26 protein-coding genes are annotated in these 22,465 nt (G+C 71.8%); 10 read left to right on the top strand and 16 right to left on the bottom strand.

Annotation, left to right across the window (positions count from 1 at the left end; translation table 11 throughout):
- The first annotated feature begins 32 nt into the window (after window positions 1-32).
- A complete protein-coding gene (locus C1701_RS14020; protein WP_337662269.1) occupies window positions 33-467 on the top strand; it encodes an Imm1 family immunity protein in 435 nt (144 codons plus the stop codon).
- A gap of 155 nt (window positions 468-622) precedes the next feature.
- On the opposite strand, the gene C1701_RS14015 is transcribed toward C1701_RS14020, so the two are convergent.
- From C1701_RS14015 to C1701_RS13990, 6 genes are all read right to left on the bottom strand, one after another.
- Window positions 623-1,801: a YhjD/YihY/BrkB family envelope integrity protein gene (locus C1701_RS14015; RefSeq protein WP_051314110.1), complete on the bottom strand. Its 1,179-nt coding sequence runs from the start codon at window positions 1,799-1,801 to the stop codon at window positions 623-625.
- Window positions 1,802-1,881: 80 nt separating this feature from the next.
- Window positions 1,882-2,142: a hypothetical protein gene (locus C1701_RS14010; protein WP_030104393.1), complete on the bottom strand. Its 261-nt coding sequence runs from the start codon at window positions 2,140-2,142 to the stop codon at window positions 1,882-1,884.
- Between the two features lie 310 nt (window positions 2,143-2,452).
- The gene (locus tag C1701_RS14005) at window positions 2,453-2,899 is read right to left on the bottom strand and encodes an SgcJ/EcaC family oxidoreductase (RefSeq protein ID WP_035292489.1); all 447 of its coding nucleotides are present in this window, start codon (window positions 2,897-2,899) and stop codon (window positions 2,453-2,455) included.
- 191 nt (window positions 2,900-3,090) lie between these two features.
- On the bottom strand, window positions 3,091-3,555 hold the full coding sequence (locus C1701_RS14000) for a hypothetical protein (protein WP_337662268.1): 465 nt from the start codon (window positions 3,553-3,555) through the stop codon (window positions 3,091-3,093).
- 259 nt (window positions 3,556-3,814) lie between these two features.
- Entirely contained in the window at window positions 3,815-4,609 is a 795-nt protein-coding gene (locus C1701_RS13995) for an SAM-dependent methyltransferase (RefSeq protein WP_026419419.1), read from the bottom strand.
- Between the two features lie 73 nt (window positions 4,610-4,682).
- Window positions 4,683-5,366 (bottom strand): TetR/AcrR family transcriptional regulator, encoded by a 684-nt coding sequence (locus C1701_RS13990; protein WP_103056009.1) that lies wholly within the window; start codon window positions 5,364-5,366, stop codon window positions 4,683-4,685.
- Window positions 5,367-5,467: 101 nt separating this feature from the next.
- Between C1701_RS13990 and C1701_RS13985 the strand changes: the two genes are divergently transcribed.
- Window positions 5,468-6,211 (top strand): CPBP family intramembrane glutamic endopeptidase, encoded by a 744-nt coding sequence (locus C1701_RS13985; protein WP_026419420.1) that lies wholly within the window; start codon window positions 5,468-5,470, stop codon window positions 6,209-6,211.
- Window positions 6,212-6,344: 133 nt separating this feature from the next.
- On the opposite strand, the gene C1701_RS13980 is transcribed toward C1701_RS13985, so the two are convergent.
- Complete coding sequence (locus C1701_RS13980) at window positions 6,345-7,265, bottom strand: sigma factor (RefSeq protein WP_245588856.1); 921 nt, start codon at window positions 7,263-7,265, stop codon at window positions 6,345-6,347.
- 168 nt (window positions 7,266-7,433) lie between these two features.
- On the opposite strand from C1701_RS13980, the gene C1701_RS13975 reads away from it, so the two are divergent.
- Window positions 7,434-7,745, top strand: a complete 312-nt coding sequence (locus C1701_RS13975) for an antibiotic biosynthesis monooxygenase (RefSeq protein ID WP_026419422.1) — start codon at window positions 7,434-7,436, stop codon at window positions 7,743-7,745.
- Window positions 7,742-8,095 carry a DoxX family protein gene (locus tag C1701_RS13970; protein WP_026419423.1) on the top strand — a complete coding sequence of 118 codons (354 nt, stop codon included), beginning with the start codon at window positions 7,742-7,744 and terminating at the stop codon, window positions 8,093-8,095. Before C1701_RS13975 ends, C1701_RS13970 begins: the two co-directional genes overlap by 4 nt.
- A 103-nt stretch (window positions 8,096-8,198) precedes the next feature.
- Here the strand turns inward: C1701_RS13970 and C1701_RS13965 are convergent, their stop codons facing one another.
- Complete coding sequence (locus C1701_RS13965) at window positions 8,199-9,005, bottom strand: exodeoxyribonuclease III (protein ID WP_030104399.1); 807 nt, start codon at window positions 9,003-9,005, stop codon at window positions 8,199-8,201.
- Between the two features lie 488 nt (window positions 9,006-9,493).
- On the opposite strand from C1701_RS13965, the gene C1701_RS13960 reads away from it, so the two are divergent.
- Window positions 9,494-10,600 carry a methyltransferase domain-containing protein gene (locus C1701_RS13960; protein WP_156038792.1) on the top strand — a complete coding sequence of 369 codons (1,107 nt, stop codon included), beginning with the start codon at window positions 9,494-9,496 and terminating at the stop codon, window positions 10,598-10,600.
- Window positions 10,601-11,024: 424 nt separating this feature from the next.
- Here the strand turns inward: C1701_RS13960 and C1701_RS13955 are convergent, their stop codons facing one another.
- Together C1701_RS13955 and C1701_RS13950 are read right to left on the bottom strand one after the other, a co-directional pair.
- Window positions 11,025-11,360 (bottom strand): hypothetical protein, encoded by a 336-nt coding sequence (locus C1701_RS13955; RefSeq protein WP_103056008.1) that lies wholly within the window; start codon window positions 11,358-11,360, stop codon window positions 11,025-11,027.
- A gap of 250 nt (window positions 11,361-11,610) precedes the next feature.
- Window positions 11,611-12,834 carry an NADP-dependent isocitrate dehydrogenase gene (locus C1701_RS13950; protein WP_026419427.1) on the bottom strand — a complete coding sequence of 408 codons (1,224 nt, stop codon included), beginning with the start codon at window positions 12,832-12,834 and terminating at the stop codon, window positions 11,611-11,613.
- A 222-nt stretch (window positions 12,835-13,056) separates the two neighbouring features.
- Between C1701_RS13950 and C1701_RS13945 the strand changes: the two genes are divergently transcribed.
- The 4 genes from C1701_RS13945 to C1701_RS13930 all read left to right on the top strand — a co-directional run bounded on the left by C1701_RS13945 (window position 13,057) and on the right by C1701_RS13930 (window position 15,639).
- Window positions 13,057-13,863 carry a metal-dependent hydrolase gene (locus tag C1701_RS13945; RefSeq protein ID WP_026419428.1) on the top strand — a complete coding sequence of 269 codons (807 nt, stop codon included), beginning with the start codon at window positions 13,057-13,059 and terminating at the stop codon, window positions 13,861-13,863.
- 269 nt (window positions 13,864-14,132) lie between these two features.
- A complete protein-coding gene (locus C1701_RS13940; RefSeq protein ID WP_211237561.1) occupies window positions 14,133-14,738 on the top strand; it encodes a lytic polysaccharide monooxygenase auxiliary activity family 9 protein in 606 nt (201 codons plus the stop codon).
- Between the two features lie 122 nt (window positions 14,739-14,860).
- Window positions 14,861-15,316 carry a hypothetical protein gene (locus C1701_RS13935; RefSeq protein WP_103056007.1) on the top strand — a complete coding sequence of 152 codons (456 nt, stop codon included), beginning with the start codon at window positions 14,861-14,863 and terminating at the stop codon, window positions 15,314-15,316.
- Between the two features lie 125 nt (window positions 15,317-15,441).
- Window positions 15,442-15,639 carry a DUF1918 domain-containing protein gene (locus C1701_RS13930; RefSeq protein WP_026419430.1) on the top strand — a complete coding sequence of 66 codons (198 nt, stop codon included), beginning with the start codon at window positions 15,442-15,444 and terminating at the stop codon, window positions 15,637-15,639.
- Between the two features lie 128 nt (window positions 15,640-15,767).
- Here the strand turns inward: C1701_RS13930 and mdh are convergent, their stop codons facing one another.
- The gene (mdh, locus tag C1701_RS13925) at window positions 15,768-16,724 is read right to left on the bottom strand and encodes a malate dehydrogenase (protein ID WP_026419431.1); all 957 of its coding nucleotides are present in this window, start codon (window positions 16,722-16,724) and stop codon (window positions 15,768-15,770) included.
- A 304-nt stretch (window positions 16,725-17,028) separates the two neighbouring features.
- Window positions 17,029-17,727, bottom strand: coding sequence for a TetR/AcrR family transcriptional regulator (locus C1701_RS13920; RefSeq protein WP_337662267.1), 699 nt, complete (start codon window positions 17,725-17,727; stop codon window positions 17,029-17,031).
- A 127-nt stretch (window positions 17,728-17,854) separates the two neighbouring features.
- Between C1701_RS13920 and C1701_RS13915 the strand changes: the two genes are divergently transcribed.
- Window positions 17,855-18,880, top strand: a complete 1,026-nt coding sequence (locus tag C1701_RS13915) for a medium chain dehydrogenase/reductase family protein (RefSeq protein WP_103056005.1) — start codon at window positions 17,855-17,857, stop codon at window positions 18,878-18,880.
- Between the two features lie 130 nt (window positions 18,881-19,010).
- On the opposite strand, the gene C1701_RS13910 is transcribed toward C1701_RS13915, so the two are convergent.
- The 4 genes from C1701_RS13910 to C1701_RS13895 are packed head-to-tail and all read right to left on the bottom strand — an operon-like array spanning window position 19,011 to window position 22,462.
- The gene (locus C1701_RS13910) at window positions 19,011-19,301 is read right to left on the bottom strand and encodes a DUF3017 domain-containing protein (protein ID WP_016696836.1); all 291 of its coding nucleotides are present in this window, start codon (window positions 19,299-19,301) and stop codon (window positions 19,011-19,013) included.
- The gene (locus tag C1701_RS13905) at window positions 19,298-20,155 is read right to left on the bottom strand and encodes a bifunctional methylenetetrahydrofolate dehydrogenase/methenyltetrahydrofolate cyclohydrolase (RefSeq protein WP_026419434.1); all 858 of its coding nucleotides are present in this window, start codon (window positions 20,153-20,155) and stop codon (window positions 19,298-19,300) included. The genes C1701_RS13910 and C1701_RS13905 overlap by 4 nt, the downstream gene beginning before the upstream one ends.
- Before the next feature lie 4 nt (window positions 20,156-20,159).
- Window positions 20,160-21,236 carry a DMT family transporter gene (locus tag C1701_RS13900; protein ID WP_016696838.1) on the bottom strand — a complete coding sequence of 359 codons (1,077 nt, stop codon included), beginning with the start codon at window positions 21,234-21,236 and terminating at the stop codon, window positions 20,160-20,162.
- A complete protein-coding gene (locus C1701_RS13895; protein WP_081715578.1) occupies window positions 21,233-22,462 on the bottom strand; it encodes an MFS transporter in 1,230 nt (409 codons plus the stop codon). The genes C1701_RS13900 and C1701_RS13895 overlap by 4 nt, the downstream gene beginning before the upstream one ends.
- Window positions 22,463-22,465: the final 3 nt, after the last annotated feature.

Genomic DNA, 22,465 nt, shown 5'->3' with positions numbered 1-22,465 from the left:
ACGCGGCCAACTGTCATCGAAGGGAAAGCGAAGTGAACATCGTGAGCGCCGTCGTCGACAATGACTGGCGGTATGCGACAACTCCTGCCGAACGGGACGCGCTCGTACGGCTGGTCGTGGATGAGCCCCATCCCGCCTGGGCCAGCCTTCTCTACGTGTGGAGCCACCGAGTCAGCGACGACGGGCGTGGACCCGACTGGCAGTTGCGGGTGTTTACCGATCCCGCCCGAGGAGTGGGCGCCCTCAATTGGGTCGGCCCGGTGCCGACCAACGATCCAGGCCCGTGGGACAGCCTGAACCCCACGCCGTTCGACGGTGAACCCGTCGACTTCGACCCGTCCGTTCCGCTGTTCTTCCCACCGTCGGCATCACTACCGATCGAGAAGGTGCGCCGGGCCGTCACCGAGTACTTCCAGACGGGCCGCCGGCCGGAGTGCGTCCAGTGGCAACCCGGGATGTGGTACTGAGCGGCCGAACCGACCCAGGCCAGGCGGACGACCAGCACCGTCCCGGTGGCCCCGAGGGCAACGGCCACCGGGTGGCGTCCGAACACACGCCCCGGAACCAGACCGCGCGGGCCTCGGCCTCGCCGCTCCCAGGCAGGTGCCCGCTCGCCCTCCCGCTACCGGCGGTCGGTCCGGCGTCGCCAGTTCAGCGCGACCGCCACCGCCACCCCGACGACTCCGGTGAGCACGGCGGTACCGAGACCATGCGAGACCCGCACCACGGGGCGGATCACCGCTGGCCCTGGGGGTGGCAGCGCAACGGGCTCTGCGTTCTCCCTGGCCGTCGCCGTCCAGGCAGTGATCAACAGCAGGTACCGCGACATCAGGTAGCAGAAGATCAGCAGTCCGAACAGCGAGCCGAACACCGCCGCGTTCGGGGAGTTGGACACGACCTTCAGGTACAGCGCCACGGCGTGGCGGAGCAGCTCCATGCCGACCGACCCGGCCAGGGCTCCGAGCACGGCGGTCCGCAGCGCGACCGTCTTCCGGGGGAGCCGGGAGATCACCCACAGGAAGACGAGGAAGGTGGCGGACATCGACAGGGCCACCGACAGCACCGCCAACGCGACCGGCCACAGCGCACCGAACTCGTGGAGGTTGAAGGCCCGCAACACGGTGACCGCGACGTCGCGCCCGACGAGCACCATCGCGAAGGAGAGCACGACGGCGGCGCCCAGGCTCGCGAGCACCGCCAGGTCCAGCAGCTTGGTACGCCAGAACGACCTCCGGGCACCGCGCAGTGGCCCCCACTGGGCGGTCAACGCGTCGCGCAGGTTGCTCATCCACCCGAGACCCGAGTAGACGGCGGCGAGGAGGCTGAGCACACCCACCGTTGAGCTGCGGTTGGAGGCGGCGTTCACCGCGACCTCCAACGCACCGCCGATCAGGTCGGCTGGCACCGCGTCGAGCAGGATGCGCTCGAACTGGTTGAGCGCGGCGGGGAACGGCGCCAGCACCCAGCCGGCGACGGTGAAGGAGAGGAGCAGGAGAGGAACGATGGCGAGCACGCTGTAGTAGGTGATCGCCGCGGCGTAGTGGTTGCCGTTGCTGTCCCGGTAGCGTTCGGCCGCCACCACGAGGTGATCGAGCCAGTAGTGCCGCCGCCGGAGTCGGTGGAACCTGCCGACGAGCCGGAACACCCGGTCCAGCGGGTCGAACTCCTGGTCACCGCTTCCTCGTCGACCGCTGGCGGCCGGTTCCTCCCGCTCGTCGCGGTCCCCCGGCCCCCGCCGGCCACCTGGTGCGTCGTCGCCCGGTCCGCCCTCTCGACCGGGCCGGTTCGCTCTTCGCCCCACCGTCCGCCGTCCTCCCCGCTGTCCGGGGGGAGGCTATCCGACGTGCGGCGATGGGCGGGCCGAGGTGACGGCCCAGGCCGTCAGGGCTGGTTGCCGGCGACGGCGGACTTGCGCCGGTGGCGGACCAGCCCGAGCACGAAGCCCAGGATTCCGATCCCGATCGCGATGGTCCCGACGGGGCCCCCGAACGCCATCCCGAGGTTCACGTCCGCGTCGACCGGTGCCGCGTCACGCGGTTCCGCCGTGGTCGCCTGGGCGGACAGCGTGATGCCCGCCAGCATCCATAACAGGGCAGCGACCAGGGCGGTCGCCGTCCGCGACACCACACGCGCCGTGCTCACAATTGCGCCTCCCTGCTGGCCCTCTGGTCCATAAGGGTGGACGAGAGGCAGACGAGTGTGCGGAGAACTACCGAACGTTCGCGGAAAGCAGAGCCGTATCGAACATTCGGTGGGCTCAAGACTCCACACAGGCTAGTGGCTGGGTCCCGTCAACCGGAAGGCACCCCTTCCCGTCAACGCGGCCCATCCTGCCACGCGGCGAGCGGATGTCGAGCGCTCTCGCGCCTTTCTCCGAGACGCCGCACCTCGGGAGGGCTCGGGCGGAGGGGCGCCGGGCACCGCGCTCGTCGTGCGCGGCGCCCGGGGTCGGCTACCCCCAGGTGGCGACGAGGGTGTTCAGCCGGGCCGTCACCCACCACCGACCTCCCTCGCGGACGAGGACGTAGGTCGCGACCATGGAGGGTTCCCGGTCGATCAGTTCCCCGCCGGCGGTGGCGGCGCGAGCCGACTTGTGCGCCAGGGCGAGGCCAGGCCCTGGGAAGGTGACGTCGGTGACCTCGTAGCGCACGTACTGGTCGCGCAGGAACCCGGTGAGCGCGGCCCGGGTGTGGTCCAGGATCGCCTGGCGGCCCGTGACACGGGTTCCGGTGGCCGTGGTGATGGTCGCGTTCTCGGCGAAGTGCGCGACCATCAGTTCGGCGTCGTTGGTGTTGTAGGCGGTCTCGCTCTCCTCGATGATGCGGCGGATGGCCGCCGTGTCCCCCTCGGGGTCGGTGGCGTTGTCGGTCGCCGTCACGGTCTCCCTCGTTCCAGGCATGATCGCGACACTAGGACCTCGACCAATGTGGAGGTCAAGGGCGCGGATGTGGCGGGGAGGCGCCGGCGGGATCCGCCACGCTGACCGGGACGCGCGGGGATGCCGCCGCGCATCGGGTGAGGCCGAATCGCTGGCGGCCAAGGCCCGGTCCCTCGCGTCGAGCGCGACCGGCGGGACCCCGACGAGCGGGCTCAGCCGATCCGCACGAAGCTGTCGATCATCCCTCCCCAGGCCTCCCCGTCCCACTGGATGACGAGTCGGTCGCCGTCGGGGTGCATCTCGATCGTGCCGGCGTCACGGTGGCGGTCGGGCGTCTCGCACTCGAGCACGATCCGGAGGCCCTCCTCCGAGTCGTCCAGGGTTCCGGGGCAGGACAGCGGGCCGGTGGTGTTCACGGTGTCACCGTCCACCACCAGGGTCGCCACCACGTTGTCCTCGACGATGGACTCCCACTCGCCGTCGGCGGCCGGGGCGTCGTCCGCGTCCCGCTCCTCGCTGGTCTCCGCGACCTCGGGCTCCCCGGGCCGCTGCTCCGCGCTCACCTGGGGCTCCGGGTTCCCGGTGGCGGACTCGGTGTCCTCCTCCGCTCCGCCGCAGCCCGCCACGACCAGCGCGGCGGCGAGGGAGACACCCACGATTCGGGATGGCTGTCGCACGGTCTTCCTCCAGAAGTGGACCTGTTCCGACGCACAGTGCGATTCGGAGCAGCGACCATACGCCACCCGTTCGGCGGTTGATTTCACCAACCCGAGGGACTAATTCACTCTGTTGAAGGATCCGTGCGAGTATCCGTCACCTGACGCACTTCCCCGGAAGGGACGGCATTCGGCGTGAACGGGTGACCCTCGACGGCAATCTCCGATGACCTTCGGTCACGTCCTCGTCGTCGCGACACCAGGCCCGGCCCGCCGAGCGCTACGCGGGGCGCACTCCGACGGCCGCGTAGATGCCGCTGGCGGAGGGCTCACCCGCGAACGGACCGGCGGGTCCGTCAGGCCGCCACGACGGCGCCCAGCTGATGCCCGGGTCGAGCGGTTCCCAGCCCGCCAGCAACTCCGCCACCTGGTCACGGGACCGGTCGACCAGCCGGGAGGTGGCGCGGGACCGGTACGCCTCGTAGACCTCCGTGACGTGCTCGCCCTGACCGTCCCTGGTGACGTGGGTGAGCGCCAGGGCCGAACCGGGGACCACCGCGTCGCGGTAGCGCTCCACCAGGTCGACCGGGTGGTCATCGTCCGGCACGAAGTGCAGCAGGGCCACCATGAGGACCGCCACGGGCTGGCTCAGGTCGAGGTCCCGCCTGGCGAGGTCGAGCACGGCGTCGACGTCGCGCGCGTCGGCCTGTTCGGCGCTGACGTGGGAGATGTGCTCGCGTTCGATGATGTTGCGGGAGTGCGCCACGGCCACCGGGTCGTTGTCGACGTACAACACCCGGGCGCCCGGGTCCTCCCGTTGCGCGATCTCGTGCACGTTGCCCATCGTCGGGAGCCCCGCCCCCAGGTCGAGGAACTGCCTGATCCCCAACCCCTGGACCGCGCGCACCGCGCGGCGGAGGAACTCGCGGTTGGCCCGGGCCGCCGGGCGGACGATCGGGTCGACCCGCACCATCTCCTCGGCGAACCGCCGGTCGACGGCGAAGCTGTGCGATCCACCGAGCAGGTAGTCGTAGATCCGAGCGGGGTTGGGTCGATCCACGTCGATCTCGGACATGCGCTGAACCTCCCACCGCCGGGTGAGCCCCGAAGCCTAGGCGAGCGGGGCGTCACGCGCACCACCGAGTTGATCACACCTGGTGATCCGCGCCCGGGGCGTGGCGGCGTTCGAGGTGTTCGTGCCCTCCGGCGGCGTGATCGGGCACCAGCGGTTCACCCAGTGCCCGGCACCACAGGACCGTGACCGCCTCGACGACGGCCTCCCTGTCGACGCCGGCGGGTGGGTGGAGGTAGGCGCCGTGCAGCTGCGCCTCGATCCCCTGGACCGCGAGGAGGGCGTTGACCTCGGCGTCGGGGCCACCGCGTCCCATCCGCCGCAGCTCGGCGGCGAGCAGCGCCGCGAGGTGGCGCTCGCCGTCCCGGAGCCGTGCCACCAGCTCGGGAACGCGCGGAGCCTGGTCGAAGAGCAACTGGTGCAGCTCGGGGCGGTCCCGGTGCGCCGAGGCCACCGCGCCGACCAACACGCGAAGGGCGGCCTCCAGGCCCAGGTCCGCCCTCCTGATCTCGTCGAAGACGCTCCCCAACCCGCGTAGCGCGGCGTCGAGGTGTCTCTCGGCCAGGGCGACCAGCAGGGCGTCCTTGTTGGGGAAGTACTGGTAGACGGAGCCGATCGAGACACCCGCCCGGTCCGCGACGTGGTTCGTGCTGGTCGCGTTGAACCCGTTCCGTTGGAAAAGCTGAGCGGCGGCTTCGAGGATCACCTCGACCGTGTGCCGCGACCGCTGCTGGCGAGGCCGTTTCCGGGCTGCGTACACGGCTCCTCCAATGCGAGTACCAAAACCTGAGCATAGCTCATATTCTTGGCTTCCAGCGCCCTGACCGGCGCTTTCACACCATTTCTGAGGAGAACTTCGTCGTGCTGCTCGAATTCCTGGGTTACGGCGCGCGGATCGGTCCCGGCCTGCTGCTGGTGGTCCTGTGCTTCTGGCTGACCCGGGGCGACCGTGACCCGCTGCTGCGGATCGTGCTGCTCATCCTCGGCTTCGTACTCATCCGGGACGCCATGACCCCGGCCGGTTTCTGGACCTTCGGCGTCGTCGGTGGCACCGTCCCCTGGCTCCGGTTCACCGACGACGCCGCGGTCCTGCTGGTGTTCGGCGCGTCGACGCTGCTCATCACCGGGTCCGTCCTGCGCTGGGCACCCGACCTCCGCTCGCTGGTCCGCTGGGGCGACCTCCGCCCCAGCACCGTGGCCCTGGGACTCGGTGGTGGGGTGCTGGCCGCCGCGCCCGTCCTGCTGCTCTCCCTCGCGTGGCCCCTGGAGGAGCGCGGCGGCCAGGTAGCCGCCACGCTCCTCCCCGCGCTGCTCTTCCTGGCCCTCGCCGGCAACCTCGCCGAGGAGGTGCTGTTCCGGGGCTTCCTCCAGGGGCGACTCGAGCGGACCTTCAGCCCCACGCGGTCGGCGGTGCTCTCCGGCGTCCTCTTCGCCACCTGCCACGCCTTCCTCGCCTCGACCGTCACCGACGTCGGGTGGCCGCTGCTGGTCTTCACCCTCCTGGAGGGGCTGATCTGCGCGTACCTGCGGCTCCGCCGGGGGCTCACCCCCGCCGTGCTCGCGCACGGCACGGCGATCTTCCTGCTGGCCAGCGGCCTGCTGTGAGCCCTCGACCTACCCGGGAGGGCGACCGCGGGTGAGCGGCGCCGCGCCCCGACCGGCCCGACGGCGGACGGCCATCCGGCGGTGAGGACGGCCGGCCGACCCGCCCCGGGGTCGGCCCTTCCCCGGGGCCGGTTCAGGCACCGCTCCCCGCACCGACGCCATTCCAACGGAGCAGTTTCCTCGGGTCGCGCACCACCCACACCCGGTGGACGACTCCGGCCGCCACTCCGAGTGCGACGACCGCGAGCACCGTGCCGTCGGCGTCCCGCGTGACCAGACCGGGGCTCCCGTTGACCTCCCCCTCGTCGATCACCAGGTCGGGTTGACGACCGCGAACCGCGAGCAAGGTGCCGGCGACCTCCCACGCCCCGCGCACCGGCTCGGCCGGTGCGCTGACGAGACCGCCACCGTCGACGACCGCCCGCACCTCGGGGGCGAGCTGGCGGACGAGGGCGGTGAGATCACCCGCCTCCCAGGCGCGGCGGAAGGCGGTGCGCGCCTCCACCGGCACCCGCCCGCCGAGGTCGGCGTGCCCCGGGCGGGCCGCCCGTGCCTTGCGACGGGCCTCGAAGGCCAACTGGCGGCAGGCGTGGGGCGTGCGGCCCAACACCGGGGAGATCTCCTCGTACCGGTAGGAGAAGACGTCGTGGAGGACGAAGGCCACCCGCTCGGCCGGGCTCATCGTCTCCATGACCACGAGCACGGCCAGGTCGAGCGACCCCACGAGCGCCGCCTTCTCGGCCGGGTCGTCCGGGACACCGTTCGCGCCGCAGCTGGTCCAGGCCGGGCTCCCCGGCACCGGCTCGGGAAGCCACTCACCGACCGCCCGCTCCCGCCGCACCCTGGCCGACCGCAACGTGTCCAGGCAGATCCGGCTCACGGTGGTCATCAGCCACGCGGCCGGGACCCGGACCTCGCGGCGGCGGTCGTCGTCGAGGGCGTACCAACGCGCGTAGGCCTCCTGGACCGCGTCCTCCGCGTCGGAGACCGACCCGAGCATGCGGTACGCGGCGGCCATCAGCGGCCCTCGTTCGTCGCCCGGCACACCGCTCACCTCCCGTTCCCGCCACAGCGCCTTCCCCACTCTCCCCTGACGAGACGGGGGCCACCAGTGTCAGGCCCTCCAGGCGAACCGTGCCCGGCCCTGACGATCGGCGCCCCCGCCTCGTCATCCCGGGGTGGTGGGTACCGGACCGGCCGGGACCCGGGAAGGGGCAGGGACATGTCCGAGGACACCGTGACGTTCGTCAACGTCCTGGAGGTCGAACCCGAGCGGCAGGAGGAACTGGTGGCGCTGCTCACCGAGGCCGTGGAGCAGGTGATCCGGCATCGTCCCGGGTTCCTCTCGACGGTGCTCTACGCCAGCGTCGACGGCCGACGGGTGATCAACCACACGAGCTGGCGAGCCGCCGAGGACGCCGCCGCGACCCAGAACGACCCGGACGCCGCCGCGTACGCGCGTCAGGTGTCGAGGATCGCCACCGCCACGCCGGGCCTCTACCGGGTCGCGGGGCGGACCGAGGTGGGGAGGTGACGGCGGCGCTGGGCGTGCTGGTCGTCGCGATCACGGTCGCGCTCAACCTGGGGATCGCCGTCGCCGACTTCGCTCGTGCCCGGTTCGTCCTCGCGAACTCGGCGGAGGTCGGGGTCCCGGAGCGGTGGCTGCCGGCCCTGGCGACCCTGAAGGCCGCAGGCGCGCTCGGCCTGGTCCTCGGCCTCCTCGGCCTGGGGTGGCTCGGGGTGGCGGCTGCCACCGGGCTGGTGCTGTTCTACCTGGGCGCGATCGTGGCCCACGTCCGCGCCCGTGTCCTCCACAACATCGCCTTCCCCGCCCTGTTCCTCGGCTTCGCGGTGGCCTCGCTCGTGGTCCTGCTCCTGCGGTGACCGAGGGCTCGTCGAGCCGGCGGGACCGGTGTGGGGGAGGTCGACGGCGGCCCGTCCCGACCAACGGCGGGTACGGCCAGGCCGTACCCGCGCGGGATGCCCGTCAGTCGACCGACCAGTCGTAGGTGATGGTGACGGGGGCGTGGTCGCTCCAGCGTTCGACGTGGCTGGCCGCCCGCTCCACGACGGCGGAGGTGGCCCGCTCCGCGAGGCCCGGGGTGGCCACCTGGTAGTCGATGCGCCACCCGGAGTCGTTGTCGAAGGCCCGCCCCCGGTAGGACCACCAGGTGTACGGGCCGGGCCCCTCCGGGTGCGACCGCCGGTGGACGTCCACGTACCCGGCCTCGTCGAACACCCGGCCGAGCCAGGCCCGCTCCTCGGGGAGGAACCCCGCCGCCTTCCGGTTGGCCTTCCAGTTCTTCAGGTCGATCTCCTGGTGCGCGATGTTCCAGTCACCGCACACCAGCACCTCCTGACCACTGGCCTCACTCTTCTCCCGCCGCTCCACCAGGTAGGCGTAGAAGGACTCCATGAACCGTTCCTTCTCGTCCTGCCGAGGGGTGCCCACCTCACCGCTGGGCAGGTAGAGACTGGCGACGACGAGACCGGGGAACTCGATCTCCACGTAACGGCCCGACCGGTCGAACTCGCTGTCACCGAAGCCGACGCGCACCGCCTCCGGTGCCTGGCGGCTGAGCAGTGACACACCGGCCCGCCCCTTCTGGTCGGACTCGGCGTGCACGGTGTGCCAGCCCTCGGGTGTGCGGATCGCCGCCGGCAGGTCCTCCGGGTTCGCCCGCACCTCCTGGAGGCAGATCACGTCCGCCGAGGTCGTGGCCAGCCACTCCTGGTAGCCCTTCTTGGCGGCGGCGCGGAGACCGTTGACGTTGACCGTGGATACCGTCAGCACTCCGCGAGACTACAAGCCACCCGAGGCGGGCGGAGGGCCCCCAACCAGGGGGTATGTCACACCCGGGCGCGCGGCCGGCACCAGTGGGGTGACCGGCGCGGGGGTCAGCGGCACAGCTCCCCGGAGACGTGCCGCAGGTCTCCGTCGGTGCCCTGCCTCCAGCCGGCTGGTGTTCGGCGCGTCGAGGCCGCTCACGGCGTCGATCTGGGCAAGGTTCCAGTCGTGTTCTCGCATAGTCGTGTTCTCGCATAGTCGCGTTCTCGCGTAGTCGCGTTGTCGCATAACTCGCTCCGGCCTGATGTCTTCCACGGCGATACCGCGTTCCGGCAGTCTGAAGCGGCGATCATTCAGCGACAGGAGGAGCCGAGATGGGCAAACGCGACGCGGACCGAGATGGACAGGGCGAACCGCAGCCGGACAAGTGGGAGAACTGGGGGGAGAAGGATGACGGCAACAAGCACGACGGCGACGACAAGGAGTAGGTGACCGTGACCGAATGGCGCGAACGGTTGCCCGTGCCACGTGAGCGGTTCATCCCGGCCGTGGTGTGGGTCGAGGACCCCACCTCGGACGGCTTCACCTCGGTGACCCGCGAGGACGACGAAACCCGCTGGCGTGCTCTGGTCGAGCAGGACGAACCGGTTGTCACTCAGGTAGATGACGGTCAGACGCGGCCCGGCGAGGTCGGTCTCCAGCCGTCCAGCTCGTGCAGTCAACCGTCGCTGGTCGCCGCCATGCTCGACCATCTCGACGTGCGCGAGGGCCACCGGGTCCTGGAGATCGGGACCGGTACCGGCTGGAACGCCGCTCTGCTGTCCGAGCGCGTCGGGAAGGGCGGGCACGTGGTGTCGGTCGAGGTGGACCCTGTCCTCGCCGACACCGCACGCCGTGCGCTGACTCGTGCTGGCCATCGCCCCGTCGTGGCGACGGCGGACGGCACCGAGGGGTACCCACCCGGTGCCCCGTACGACCGCGTGATCTGCACGGCTTCGGTCCGGAGGATCCCTCGATCGTGGATCGACCAGACACGGCCAGGCGGCGTGATCGTGAGCCCGTGGGGTACCGACTACGGGGATGACGCGCTGACCCGGCTGGAAGTCCACGAGGACGGCTCGGCGGCCGGCCGGTTGGGTGTGAGCCTGGCGTTCATGCGTGTTCGCCACCAGCGACGGGTCTACCTCGACCCCACCGATGACGAGGCACGCGAGGCGGACAGGAGCGTGACCACACTCGGCGGACGTGAACTGTTCGAGGTGACCGCGTTCCCTCGTGCGGCCCTCACGATCGGGCTCCGGGTGCCGAGTTGCTATCTCACCGTGGAAGACCTGGACGACGACCACCGGATGATCGAGTTCCACGACGCGGGTTCTCGGTCGTGGGCACGGGTAGCGATGGTGCGTGGTGCCGACGCGTTCGAGGTCCGGCAGCGTGGCCCCCGCCGACTGTGGGACGAAGTGGACGCGGCGTACTCCTGGTGGCTCGACGCTGGCAAGCCGACCTCGGACCGGTACGGGCTCACGGTTCAACAGGATGGCACGCACGACGTGTGGCTCGACGCGCCGGACAGCCAGCTCCGGTGGTCACTCGGCCTCTGATCGGCCGGAGCCCGAGGTCGCGACGAACCCTCCAGGACGCGGAGGTGGCTCCGTCGCCCGCCGGTGCGCCCGGCCCTCTGTCCGCGTGCTGGGCCCGAGCGATCCGCTCGCTCACCGGCCAGCATCCGCCTCGACCGTGCGTCGAGCCGAACCAGCGCGTCAACCCGTGACCGTCACCCGCGGCTGCCGTCGTCGAGCGGGGACCGGCGGCGCACGCGGCGCGGCCGCGAACTGGTGGCGCTCGTCCGTGCGGTTCGGCGGCCGGGCCGTGCCGTAGCGCTGTGCGCGCGTCCGGTCGCGAGTCGAGGACGTCGCTGAACACCGATCGGACGCCACGGTAGGTCGCCGGGCGGAGGGCCCCCGACCAGGGGGTATGTCACACCCGGGCGCGCGGCCGGCACCAGTGGGGTGACCGGCGCGGGGGTCAGCGGCACAGCTCCCCGGAGACGTGCCGCAGGTCTCCGTCGTCGATCCACCGGCCGTTGCCCAGCTTGCGGAAGCCGTTCTCCACCGTCTCCTGGGTGCCGGTCACCACTCCCCGGTCGAGGCCACCGATGGTGGGCTCGTCGTGCGCCGGCCCCGCTCGGACCGGGGAGTGACCGGCCACCACCTCGTACTCGCAGGGGCTGCCGAACAGGGGCCGCAGCCGGCGTTCCTGGTGGGCCGCCCCGTCCCCGCTCTGGTCCATGACGATGACACCGACCCCGAGGACCGTCGCTCCCACCAGAGCCCACACCCGCTTCGACACCACCTCGACCATCCCCCGATCCACCAGGTCGCCCGTCAGAGAACCGCGGTTCCAGGTTGGGTCACCTCGGCGGCCACTACCGACCCACTCCCGCCGAATCCACTCGTTCGGGGGTCCACGGCTCGGACGCCGGGCGGGTGCGCGGGGGCGGGCGCGGCGTGCGTGGCCGTCCTGGAGGAGCGGGAACGCCGTCGGCCCCCGAACCCGTGGGGGTTCGGGGGCCGACTCGGGTGCCGTGCCGGAGGGGGCGTCGTGCCCTCGGTCAGGCGGCGACCTTCCTGGCCAGGTTCTCGTCCAGGGTCGCCAGGAACTCCTCGGTGGTCTGGAACGGCGTGTCGCCGCCGACCAGGAGGGCGAGGTCCTTGGTCATCTTGCCGCTCTCGACGGTCTCGATGACGACCTTCTCCAGCGTCTGCGCGAAGCCGACGACCTCGGGGGTGTTGTCCAGCTTGCCCCGGTGGGCCAGGCCCCGGGTCCAGGCGAAGATCGAGGCGATCGGGTTCGTGGAGGTGGGCTTGCCCTGCTGGTGCTGCCGGTAGTGCCGGGTCACCGTGCCGTGGGCGGCCTCGGCCTCGACGGTGCGCCCGTCGGGGCTCATCAGCACGGAGGTCATCAGACCGAGGGAGCCGAAGCCCTGCGCCACCGTGTCGGACTGCACGTCACCGTCGTAGTTCTTGCAGGCCCACACGTAGCCGCCCTCCCACTTCATGGCGGCGGCCACCATGTCGTCGATGAGGCGGTGCTCGTAGGTGAGGCCCTTGGCGTCGAACTCGGCCTTGAACTCCTTCTCGAAGATCTCGGCGAACACGTCCTTGAACATGCCGTCGTAGGCCTTGAGGATGGTGTTCTTGGTCGACATGTAGACCGGGTAGCCGCGCTGCAGGCCGTAGGAGAAGGACGCGCGAGCGAAGTCCTCGATCGACTTCCGGTAGTTGTACATGCCGAGGGCGACGCCGCCGCCCTCCGGGAAGTTCGCGACCTCCAGCTCGATCGGCTCGCCCTCACCCTCCGGGGTGTAGGTGATGGTGACGGTGCCCGGGCCGGGGACCTTGAAGTCACTGGCCTTGTACTGGTCGCCGTGGGCGTGCCGGCCGATGATGATCGGCTGCGTCCAGCCCGGCACCAGCCGGGGGATGTTCGAGATGATGATCGGCTCGCGGAAGACGACGCCACCGAGGATGTTGCGGATGGTGCCGTTCGGGCTCCGCCACATCTTCTTCAGGCCGAACTCCTCGACCCGCGCCTCGTCCGGCGTGATGGTGGCGCACTTGACGCCCACCCCGTGCTTGTTGATCGCGTTGGCCGCGTCGACCGTGATCTGGTCGTCGGTGGCGTCCCGGCTCTCGATGCCCAGGTCGTAGTACTCAAGGTCGACGTCCAGGTAGGGGTGGACGAGCTTGTCCTTGATGAACTGCCAGATGATCCTGGTCATCTCGTCGCCGTCGAGCTCGACGACCTTGCCCTCTACCTTGATCTTGCTGCTCATGGCGCCGGAGCGCTCCTCTCCCGTGTCACCGCGTACCGTCCAAGCGGTACAAGCGTACTGGTATACGTGCGGTGCTGGACAGGGCGTCGTCCACGAATCACGGTTCGGTCTGACGGCTCGCCGCCCGCTCCACGTCGACGACACCCGGTGCCGACGACCCGTGCCGGGCGTGTCTCGCGGACCCTCTAACCTCCCAAGATCGGGTGATCTTCGGGAGGGCACATGGCGACGGGGCCGACACACGCCATCAGCGGGCTGGCCACCTGGGCAGCGGTGACGGCCCTGGCCAACACGCACAGCATAGGCCAGCTGTCCCCGAAGACCTGGGTGGTCGGGGCCACCCTGGCCTCGGGAGCCGCGCTCCTCCCCGACATCGACCACCCCAACTCGACGGTGGCCCGCACCTTCGGCTCGGCCAGCAGGGGCGTCTCGGCCGCCGTGAACACCATCAGCGGCTGGGTCTACAAGGTCACCAAGACGAAGAAGGACTCCAACCGGGACGGCGGCCACCGGGGGCTGACCCACACCCTCGTGTTCGCCCTGCTGATGGGGGTCGTGACGACGGCCGTCGTCCAGGCCAGCGACGGCGGGGCCCTCGCCGTCCTGATGTTCGTCTTCGCCGGGTTGGCGATCCGGGGGATCATGCACCAGTGGTGCCCCCGCCGGGACGCCACCCTGATCACGGTGGCCTCGTTGGTGCTGACCGTGCTCTGCTGGGCCTGGGCCGGCACCGAACCGCACAACCCGGCGGTGTTCGGCGTCGCGGTGATCCTGGGCTGCACGGCGCACTACCTGGGGGACGCGATCACCCAGCAGGGCTGTTCGATGTTCTGGCCGGTGCCCATCAAATGGAAGACCTGGTATCCGGTCCGGTTACCCAAGGCCTTCCGAATGAGCACCGGGAGCAAGGTGGAAATGGTCGTCGTACTGCCACTGCTCACGGTCGCCGCGACCATTCTCTCGGCCATCGTCCTCTACCGAACGGGGGCGGCCCCGTGGCTCGCCGAGTTGGGGATCCTGAACCGCTAGCGGCACCGCTCGACCATCGGTGCTGGTGGCGGGCACATTTCCGTCCCACCAGTTCGTCGATCCGTTCGACGAACCCTTCGTTTGAGGCCGCGACGAACAACCGGCCGAGCGCGACCGGAAGTGTTCCGCCACCCTTTTTCCCAATACGGGGAGACACCAGCGACGACCACCCGAACAGCGCAATCTTTCCTCGGATCGGATCTGTTGGTGGGGAATTTTCCTCCGTAGCGTGCGGAATGCCAGCACCTGTCGAAGGGAGTGCTCACCACATGTTCACTCAACGAATCCGGCGTGCGGCCGGAGCGGCACTGCTTGGTCTTCTCCCCCTCCTCGGCGTCACCGCGTTCGCCGGAACCGCGCAGGGCCATGGCTGGACCCAGAACCCCGCCAGCCGCCAGGACCACTGTGCGTCCGGCGCCGTCACCGGCTGCGGCGAGATCCAGTGGGAGCCCCAAAGCGTTGAGGGTCCGAAGGGGTTCCCCGCCTCGGGCCCGGCGGACGGCACCATCTGCGCCGGCGGCAACGGCCGGTTCTCCCAGCTCGACGACCCACGAGGGGCGGGGTGGCCGACGACCCCGCTCACCAGCGGAGCGAACCACGAGTTCCGGTGGCAGATCAGCGTCTCGCACGCCACCAGCTCGTGGCGGTACTTCGTGACGCGCGACGGCTGGAACCCGAACCAGCCGCTGAGCCGGGCCCAGCTGGAGCCGGCGCCGTTCCTCAGCCTCGACTACGGCGGCCAGCGGCCGCCGTCGGTCTTCGCGCACAGCGGAACCCTGCCGAACAAGAGCGGTCACCACGTCATCCTGGCGGTGTGGGACATCGCTGACACCGGGAACGCCTTCTACGCCTGCTCGGACGTCCGGTTCAGCTGACAGCCGAACCCGCTGCCCAGGGCGGTCCTGCCGGCCGGAGCCCACGACAACTTCGCGTCACCCTCGGTAACGTGCGCTACGGGCCGCGAGTCCGGCCCGAACCGAGGGCGGAGGAAACGCACATGAGGTTGAGCGTGAGGTCGTCGGCCGGCAGGGCCCGGCGCGCGGTGGGCGTGGGCGTGAGCGCCCTGGCGCTCGGCGCGCTGCTGGTGGGCTGCGGAGAGGTCCAGGAAGCCCAACAGGAGCTGAGCAACGCCATCGACCAGGGGCGTGAACAACTGGAGCAGGGCCAACAGCAGATCAACAAGGCGACCACCTGCGCCGAGGCGCTGGGCATCGTCGGTTTCTTCGAGTCGGTCGGCAACGCGGTCTCGAATCCGGAGGAGACCGCTCAGCAGGCACGGGAGCGCGCCGAGGAGCTGGCGACCCTGGCGGCCGAGACCACCGACGAGGACGTGGCCAACGCGCTGCGGGAGATGAGCGACTCGGCGGCCAACCTGGCGGAGAACGGCGTGGGGTCGGACACCGTCGAGACCGTCGAGAACCAGGTCCAGGTGCTGCGGGACGCCTGTCTCTGACCCGTGCCCACCGTGGTTCGGTCGGTGGTTCGCGGCCTGGCGAGGGGTGGTCGTCCCGATCCCCTCGCCACCGGCCTGCGTCGCGCCGGTCACTTCCGTAGCCTGGATGGCGGAGGTGACCAGCGATGCGAGCGGATGTAGGCGACCGGCTGCACATGCACAGCAGGACCGTGGGCCAGCAGGACCGCACCGGCGAGATCGTCGAGGTGCGCGGCCCGGAGGGCGAACCGCCCTACCTGGTCCGGTTCCCCGACGGGAGCGAGGCCCTGATGTTCCCGGGGGCGGACTGCCTCGTCGAGCCCCCCATGCCCGAGCACGGCTGACCCGGGCCGCGGTCTTCGCCGGCTGGCGGGCCGTGGCCACGGCGGCACCGAGCACGTCGGCGTCGCCCCCAGGAGGACGACGCCGACCTTCCCCGCTCGGGGCCGATCGAGCGACCCCGAGAGCGTGTTCAGAGGCTCTGGACGTCGGCCTGCTTCGCGCGGACGGCCTCGGCGGCCTCCTTCAGCGCGGCGAGCTCGGTGTCGGTGAGGTCGCGCTCGACCACCTTGCGCACGCCCTCCCTGCCCAGCTCGGCGGTCACGCCCAGGTAGACGCCGGAGATCCCGTACTCACCGTCGACCCACGCGCACACCGGCAGGACCTCACCGGAGTCCTCGTGCACCGCCTTGGCCATCCGGGCGGCGGCGGCCGAGGGAGCGTAGTAGGCGGACCCGGTCTTGAGCAGCGCGACCACCTCCGCGCCACCGTTGCGGGTGCGGGTGACCAGTTCCTCCACCTTCTCGGCCGGCAGCGCCTCGGTCAGGGGCGTCCCGTCGACCGAGGACGCGGAGGGCACCGGCACCATGGTGTCGCCGTGCGAGCCCAGCGTCAGGGTGGTCACGGAACCCACCGGCACGTCCAGCTCCTCGGCCACGAAGTTCGTGAACCGCGCGGTGTCGAGGATGCCGGCCTGGCCGAGCACCCGGTTCTTCGGGAACTCGGTGGCGATCTGGGCGAGGGCGGTCATCTCGTCCAACGGGTTGGAGACGACGATGACGACGGCCTCGGGCGCGTGCTTGGCGACGTTCTCCGAGACCTGCCGGACGATCTTGGCGTTGGTCTCGATGAGGTCCATCCGGTTCATGCCCGGCTTGCGGGGAAGACCGGCCGTGATGATCACGATCTCGGCGCCGGCGATGGCCTCGTAGCCCTCGCCCTTGGGGCCGGTGGTCTGCCCGACGACCCTGGTCTCGAAACCCTCGACGGCCCGGGACTGGTTCATGTCCAGGGCGAGCCCCTCGGGCTTGCCTTCCAGGATGTCGGTGAGCACCACGGTCTCGAAGATGTCGTACTCGGCCAACCGCTGGGCCGTGGTGGAGCCGTAGAAGCCGGCGCCGACGACGGCGACCTTACCGGAACGTGCCACTTGGGGGGTCCTCCCGATCCGCGTCTTGGGTGGGTTCCCCGGGCGCGACGCTGGGCGGGCACGGCGACGTCACGTTCGTCGTGAGCCAACCCGGAATCACCTGTTCGGCGACGGCCACGGCACCGGGACCGCGCGCCGGCAGGGGCCGGCGCGCTGGGAGATTACCAAGCCGGCGGGCGGCGGAACCCCCGGTGGTGAGCAGGGTCTCCACCGGGAGTGGGGGTCCACCGCCGCACGGGGGAACGCCTCGTCCGACCTCCGCGCCGCCGGAGTGCCGCTGGCGCACGAGGGTGCCACCGAGTCCTCAGTGGCCGGCGAGCAGGGCGTCGAGTTCCACCCGCAGCACCTCCTCGGGGTCCACTCCGGTGGCGGTGAACTGCCCGACCAGCGCGAGGCTGATGAGGCCGTGGAGTCGTGCCCAGCACCGGACCGCCCGCAGGGCCACCTCCGGCGGGAGGGGCTCGCCCCCGCGGGCGTCCACCCAGCCGGCGAGCTGGTCCCGGAGCGGTCCGCCGCTGACCGCCCTCGTCTCGGCCGGGCCGGGCGGGAGCTCCGCCAGGACGTCGAACAGCACGGCCATCGGGCGGAACGCCTGCTCGAAGGTGTCCTCGGGGGCCGCGTACCCGGGCACCGGCGTCCCGAACAGGAGCAGGTACCGGTGCGGCATCTCCGCGCTCCACGTCCAGAGCGCGTGGACGAAGGCGCGCAGGCGGAGTTCGGGGTCGGCCTCGCCCGCCCCGGGCACGGCCGCGTCGACGGCCTCGGCCAGCCCCCGGTAGCCCTCGCGCACCAGCTCGGTCAGCAGGGCGTCGCGGTTGGCGAAGTACCGGTACAGGGCGGGGCCTGTCAGGCCCATCCGGCGGGCGATCGAGTTCAGCGAGAGCGCCGCTCCGCCGCCCTCCGCGACCTGCTCCCACGCCAGGTCCTTGATCTCCCGCAGGGTCAGTTCCCGGTAGCGGGCACGGGGCGGGCGTCGGGACGACGGGCTCGCGGCCTCGGGCACGACGGGTCTCCTCACTACTGCCGATGACGGGCGCGGCGACCCGCGCTTGACAGCCCCAGGGTAACTGGCGCATTCTTTGGTTACAGGTTCTAACGAACGTAACAAGCAATAGCTAATGTGAGGCAGCATGGTCAGGCAGATGGAACTGAGCGGGCTCGGCGGCCCGGAACGTCTGGTCGCCCGCGAGCGGGAGGTGCCCGGGCCCGGCACGGGCGAGGTGCGCATCCGGGTGGAGGCGAGCGGAGTCGCCTTCGCCGAAGTGCAGATGCTGCGCGGCCGCTACCCGATGCAACCCCGCTTCCCCTTCGTGCCCGGTTACGACCTGGTCGGCCGGATCACCGCCGTGGGGCCGGAGGTCGCCGGCCTCGCGCCGGGCGACAGGGTCGCGGCCATGCCCCGCACCGGGGCCTGGGCGGACGAGGTGGTGCTCCCGGCCTCCGAGGTCGTCCCGGTTCCCGCCGGGGTGGACTCGGGAGACGCCGTCGCCCTGGTGACCAACGGCGTGACCGCCTGGCAGCTGGCGCATCGGAGCGCACCGGTGGGTCCGGGCCAGACGGTGCTCGTGCACGGGGCGACCGGCGGCGTGGGCGGTCTGCTCGCCCAACTGTGCCGGCAGGCGGGCGCGACGGTCGTGGGCACCGCGTCGGAGGCGAACCAGGAAGCGCTCCGAGCCGAGGGCGTCGTTCCCGTCGACTACCGCTCCCCCGACCTCACCGAACGGCTCCGCCGCCACGCACCGCACGGCTACCACGCCGTGTTCGACCACCTCGGGCCCCGGAGCGTCGCCCGGTCACGCGCCCTGCTCGCGCCGGGCGGACGGGTCGTCAGCTACGGGTCGGCGGCGACGCTGCGCGACGAGGGCGGGCCCCTGCGCCCCTACCTGCGGATGCTCGGCGGGTTGCTGTGGTGGAACACGCTCGGCGAACCACGGCTCACCCGGCGGCGCCGGGTCTCCCTCTACTACGTGCGTCCCGGGCGGAGGTTCCGCGAGGACCTGGGCACCGTGCTCGGTCTGCTCGCGGCGGGCACCCTCACGCCGGTGGTCCACTCCCGGCACCCGATGTCGCGGGCGGCCGACGCGTTGCGGATCCTGAGCCGGGGCGGCGTGCACGGGAAGATCGTGTTGGTGGCCGACCAGGAGCGGGGCACCTGAGGATGGGCTGCGAGGCCGGCCATGCCGGGCTCGGCGTCTCCCGGTGGAAGGGTCCGCGGGGCGCGGCGCGGCGGGGCGGGGCTGGGCGGGGCGCGGCGGGGCGGGGCGGGTCGAGGTCCGCGCTCCCGCGTCAGCCCAGCGGGCCACCCTCGATGGTCAGGGCGACCAGCACCACCATGCCGCCCAACAGGCCGTAGAGCAGCACGTCCACCCCGCGACCCCGGATCTTCAACAGGCCGGCCTGCTCGTCGGCCAACAGGACCCGCAGCCCGGCGGCCAGCAGGAGCGCGCCGCCCAAGAGCACGGACCCCTCCCGCCAGTGCCCCATGAACACCCGGACGAAGCCGAGCACCACCACGGCGATCACCAGCAGGAAGGAGAACTGGGGCGCCGTCGCCCGCCCCTTGGGGCGACCGCTCACGCGCGGTCCGCCGCCCGCTCGGCGGCCTCCACCACGTTCAGCAACAGCATGGCCCTGGTCATCGGACCGACCCCGCCCGGCATCGGCGCCAGGTACCCGGCGGTCTCCCGCGTCTCCGGCGCGACGTCACCCACCAGGCCCTCGGCCGTGCGGGTGATGCCGACGTCGAGGACCGCCGCCCCCGGCTTGATGCTGTCCGGCCGGACCAGCCCGGGAACGCCGGCGGCGGCCACGACCACGTCGGCGCGCCGCAGCTCCGCGTCCAGGTCCCGGGTTCCGGTGTGGCAGAGGGTGACCGTGGCGTTCTCCGAGCGGCGGGTCAACAGCAGCCCCAGCGGGCGCCCGACCGTGACCCCTCGGCCGACCACGGCCACGTTCGCCCCGGCGAGCGGCACGTCGTAGCGGCGCAACAACTCGACGATGCCCCGGGGGGTGCACGGCAGCGGCCCCGGCTCGCCGAGCACCAACCGGCCGAGGTTGACCGGCTGCAGGCCGTCGGCGTCCTTGGCGGGGTCGATGCGCTCCAACACCGTCCCGGCATCCAGCCGCCCCGGCAACGGCAGCTGCACGAGGTACCCCGTGCAGGCCGGGTCGGCGTTCAGCTCGTCGACGGCCGCCTCGACCTCGCCCTGGCTCGCCGTGGCCGGGAGGTCGACGCGGATCGACTCGATCCCCACCTTCGCGCAGTCCCGGTGCTTGCCCCGGACGTACGCGTGCGACCCGGGGTCATCGCCGACGAGGACCGTCGCGAGCCCCGGTGTCACCCCGCGAGCGCGCAGCGCGTCGACCCGCTGCCGCAACTCCGCGAAGATCGTGTTCCTGGTGGCCTTGCCGTCGAGGATCGTGGCGCTCACGGGCCTATCGTTCCAGACCCCGACCCCGCCGGGTTCGGCCGGGCACCACCGCCAGGACCGCGCCGAGCAGTGTCAGCGCGCTGCCAGCCAGGGTCGCCACCGACATCGGCCCGTCCGTGGCCGGCAACACCAGGTCCAGCAGGACGGCCCCGGAAAGCTGGCCGGCGACCGCGCTCATCGCGAACACCAGCACGCCGGTGTGGCGGACCGCCACCGCGCCGATCGCGATGAAGAGCACGCCGAGCGGCCCGCCGACGTAGAGCACGGGCTCGGCCGGCAACGGGGCCGGCCGGTCACCGAGGACGAGCAGAACGGCCAACGCGACCAGCAGACCAGTCAGACCGACCACGAAGTTCACCAGCGTCGGCGGCAGCGGAGACCGGGCCACCACGCCGACCTGGCCGTTCACCGCCTGCTGCCAGGCGATGGCCACGCCGGCCAGCGCGGGCAGCACGGCCAGCCCGAGCCGGGAGGGGTCGCTCAACTCCCCGGACATCGCGATCACGACGGCGCACAGCGCGATCACCGCGCCCACCATCCGCAACCACGTCACCGGGCGTTTCCCGCCCGGCCCGACACCCAGCCGGTCCACGACCATCCCCGAGGTGACCTGTCCGGCGACCACCGCGACCGTGAACACCGCAACTCCCACGCTCCCGACGGTCAGCCCCTGGCTGAGCACCAGGAAGGCCCCGCACAGCCCGCCGAGGCAGTGCCACCACCGCAACCTCGGTTCGCCGGGGGCCGCTGGTGACGGTGCCCGAGCACCGGAACCGGTGGTGTCGCGAGGCCGGGACGACGAGGAACCGGGCGAACCGCCGCCGGAGCGCAGCGCCGCGAGCACACGTCCCAGGCCCCGGCGCGCGGTGGGAGACGCCAGGGCGAAGAGGGCGACGAGCAGGAGACCGGTCCCGAAGGACACCACGGCCGCCGCGACCCCGCTCCCCAGCCGGCCCGCCAGTTCCCCGTTGACCCGCGACTGGGCCGCCATGCCCAGTCCGGCGACCACCGCGCCGGCGATGCCCAGCGCGAGGAGACGAGAGGGCTGGCCGTTCCCGGCGGTGGGGGGTTCAGTCGTCACGTCCGCTCATACTGCGCCATGTCCGGACCGGCCTCCCGCGACGGCCGGGTCAGATGTCGCGCGAGTAACACCGCGACGAGGCACCAGGACGCCGCGACCGCCGCCGTCACCGACGGGTTGGCGGCGTCGAGCAACCACCCGGTGACCACACTGGCCAGGGCTCCGCCCGCCGTGGTCGCGGCCGCGAACCAGCCGAACACCTCGGCCTGCCTCCCGGCAGGGGCGATCCGCCCCACCAGACCGTTCATCGCGGCCAGGGCTGGCGCGATCGCCAGCCCGCTGACCACCAGCACCCCGGCCAGCAGCCACGGGGAGGGATCGGGGTGGACGGGGGGCAGCACCAGGCTGATCGCCGCCAGCCCACCCAGGACCGCGCCGATCCGCAGCCACAGCCGGGGCTCGCCGCGGAGCCCCCCGGCCACGAACCCGCCCACCAGTGAACCCGCCCCCCACGCGGCGGCCAGCAACCCCGCCAGGGCCGGCGTGCCCCGATCCCGGGCCCATGCGACGATGAGCAGGTCGATCGCGATCACGGAGGCGACGAAGGCGAACCCCATCACGAGCGAACCCCGGAGCCTGGGCACCCGGAACACCGAACCACTCGCCCTCGCCGACCGGTGGGTCAACGAGGCGCGCGCCGAGAGGAGCTCCGTCCGGCTCGCGGCGAACGCGAACCCCGCCACCCCGACCAGGGCGAGGGCGGCGCAGAGCAGCACCGCCGCCATCGGGCTGACGACCGCGACGACCATCGCCGCCAGCACCGGGGCGACCACGAAGAGCAGTTCCTGGAGCGTCGCCTCCACGGCGTAGGCGGCCTCCCGCGCGGTCCGCTCGGGGATGCTGGCCCACACCGCCCTGCTCACCTGGGTCACGGGCGGCATGAAGCACCCGGTGACGAACGCCACGAGCGGGGCGGCGTACCACCAGTCCGCCGGCCACCACGAGAGCGCCGCCAGCCCGCCCGCGTACACCAGCCCGGTCACCAGCAGCAGTCGAGGAACCGAACCGTGGTCGGCGGCCCGACCGCGCAGCGGTCCCGCCACCACCTGGCCGGCCGTGAGGGCTCCTGTCACGAGACCGGCGACCAGGTAGGAACCGGCCCAGTCCGCGACGAGGAACGTGAGCGCGATGGGGACTCCCGGTTGGTACAACCGCCCCAGCAGCGACCAGAGCAGCAGACTGAGGACACCTGGCACGTCGGCGAGTCGCCGGTAGGGAGCGAGCACCAG

Source organism: Actinoalloteichus sp. AHMU CJ021 (assembly GCF_002895405.1).
Classification (GTDB): domain Bacteria; phylum Actinomycetota; class Actinomycetes; order Mycobacteriales; family Pseudonocardiaceae; genus Actinoalloteichus_B; species Actinoalloteichus_B caeruleus.
This window is presented reverse-complemented; position numbering and strand designations above follow the sequence as displayed.

What these genes read in the sequence shown, in the direction of transcription:
- C1701_RS14005 (WP_035292489.1), bottom strand. Translation starts at nt 2,899, where the DNA reads ATGCCTGGAACGAGGGAGACCGTGACGGCGACCGACAACGCCACCGAC.
- C1701_RS13995 (WP_026419419.1), bottom strand. Translation starts at nt 4,609, where the DNA reads ATGTCCGAGATCGACGTGGATCGACCCAACCCCGCTCGGATCTACGAC.
- C1701_RS13975 (WP_026419422.1), top strand. Translation starts at nt 7,434, where the DNA reads ATGTCCGAGGACACCGTGACGTTCGTCAACGTCCTGGAGGTCGAACCC.
- C1701_RS13955 (WP_103056008.1), bottom strand. Translation starts at nt 11,360, where the DNA reads ATGGTCGAGGTGGTGTCGAAGCGGGTGTGGGCTCTGGTGGGAGCGACG.
- C1701_RS13950 (WP_026419427.1), bottom strand. Translation starts at nt 12,834, where the DNA reads ATGAGCAGCAAGATCAAGGTAGAGGGCAAGGTCGTCGAGCTCGACGGC.
- C1701_RS13945 (WP_026419428.1), top strand. Translation starts at nt 13,057, where the DNA reads ATGGCGACGGGGCCGACACACGCCATCAGCGGGCTGGCCACCTGGGCA.
- C1701_RS13940 (WP_211237561.1), top strand. Translation starts at nt 14,133, where the DNA reads ATGTTCACTCAACGAATCCGGCGTGCGGCCGGAGCGGCACTGCTTGGT.
- C1701_RS13935 (WP_103056007.1), top strand. Translation starts at nt 14,861, where the DNA reads ATGAGGTTGAGCGTGAGGTCGTCGGCCGGCAGGGCCCGGCGCGCGGTG.
- C1701_RS13930 (WP_026419430.1), top strand. Translation starts at nt 15,442, where the DNA reads ATGCGAGCGGATGTAGGCGACCGGCTGCACATGCACAGCAGGACCGTG.
- C1701_RS13915 (WP_103056005.1), top strand. Translation starts at nt 17,855, where the DNA reads ATGGTCAGGCAGATGGAACTGAGCGGGCTCGGCGGCCCGGAACGTCTG.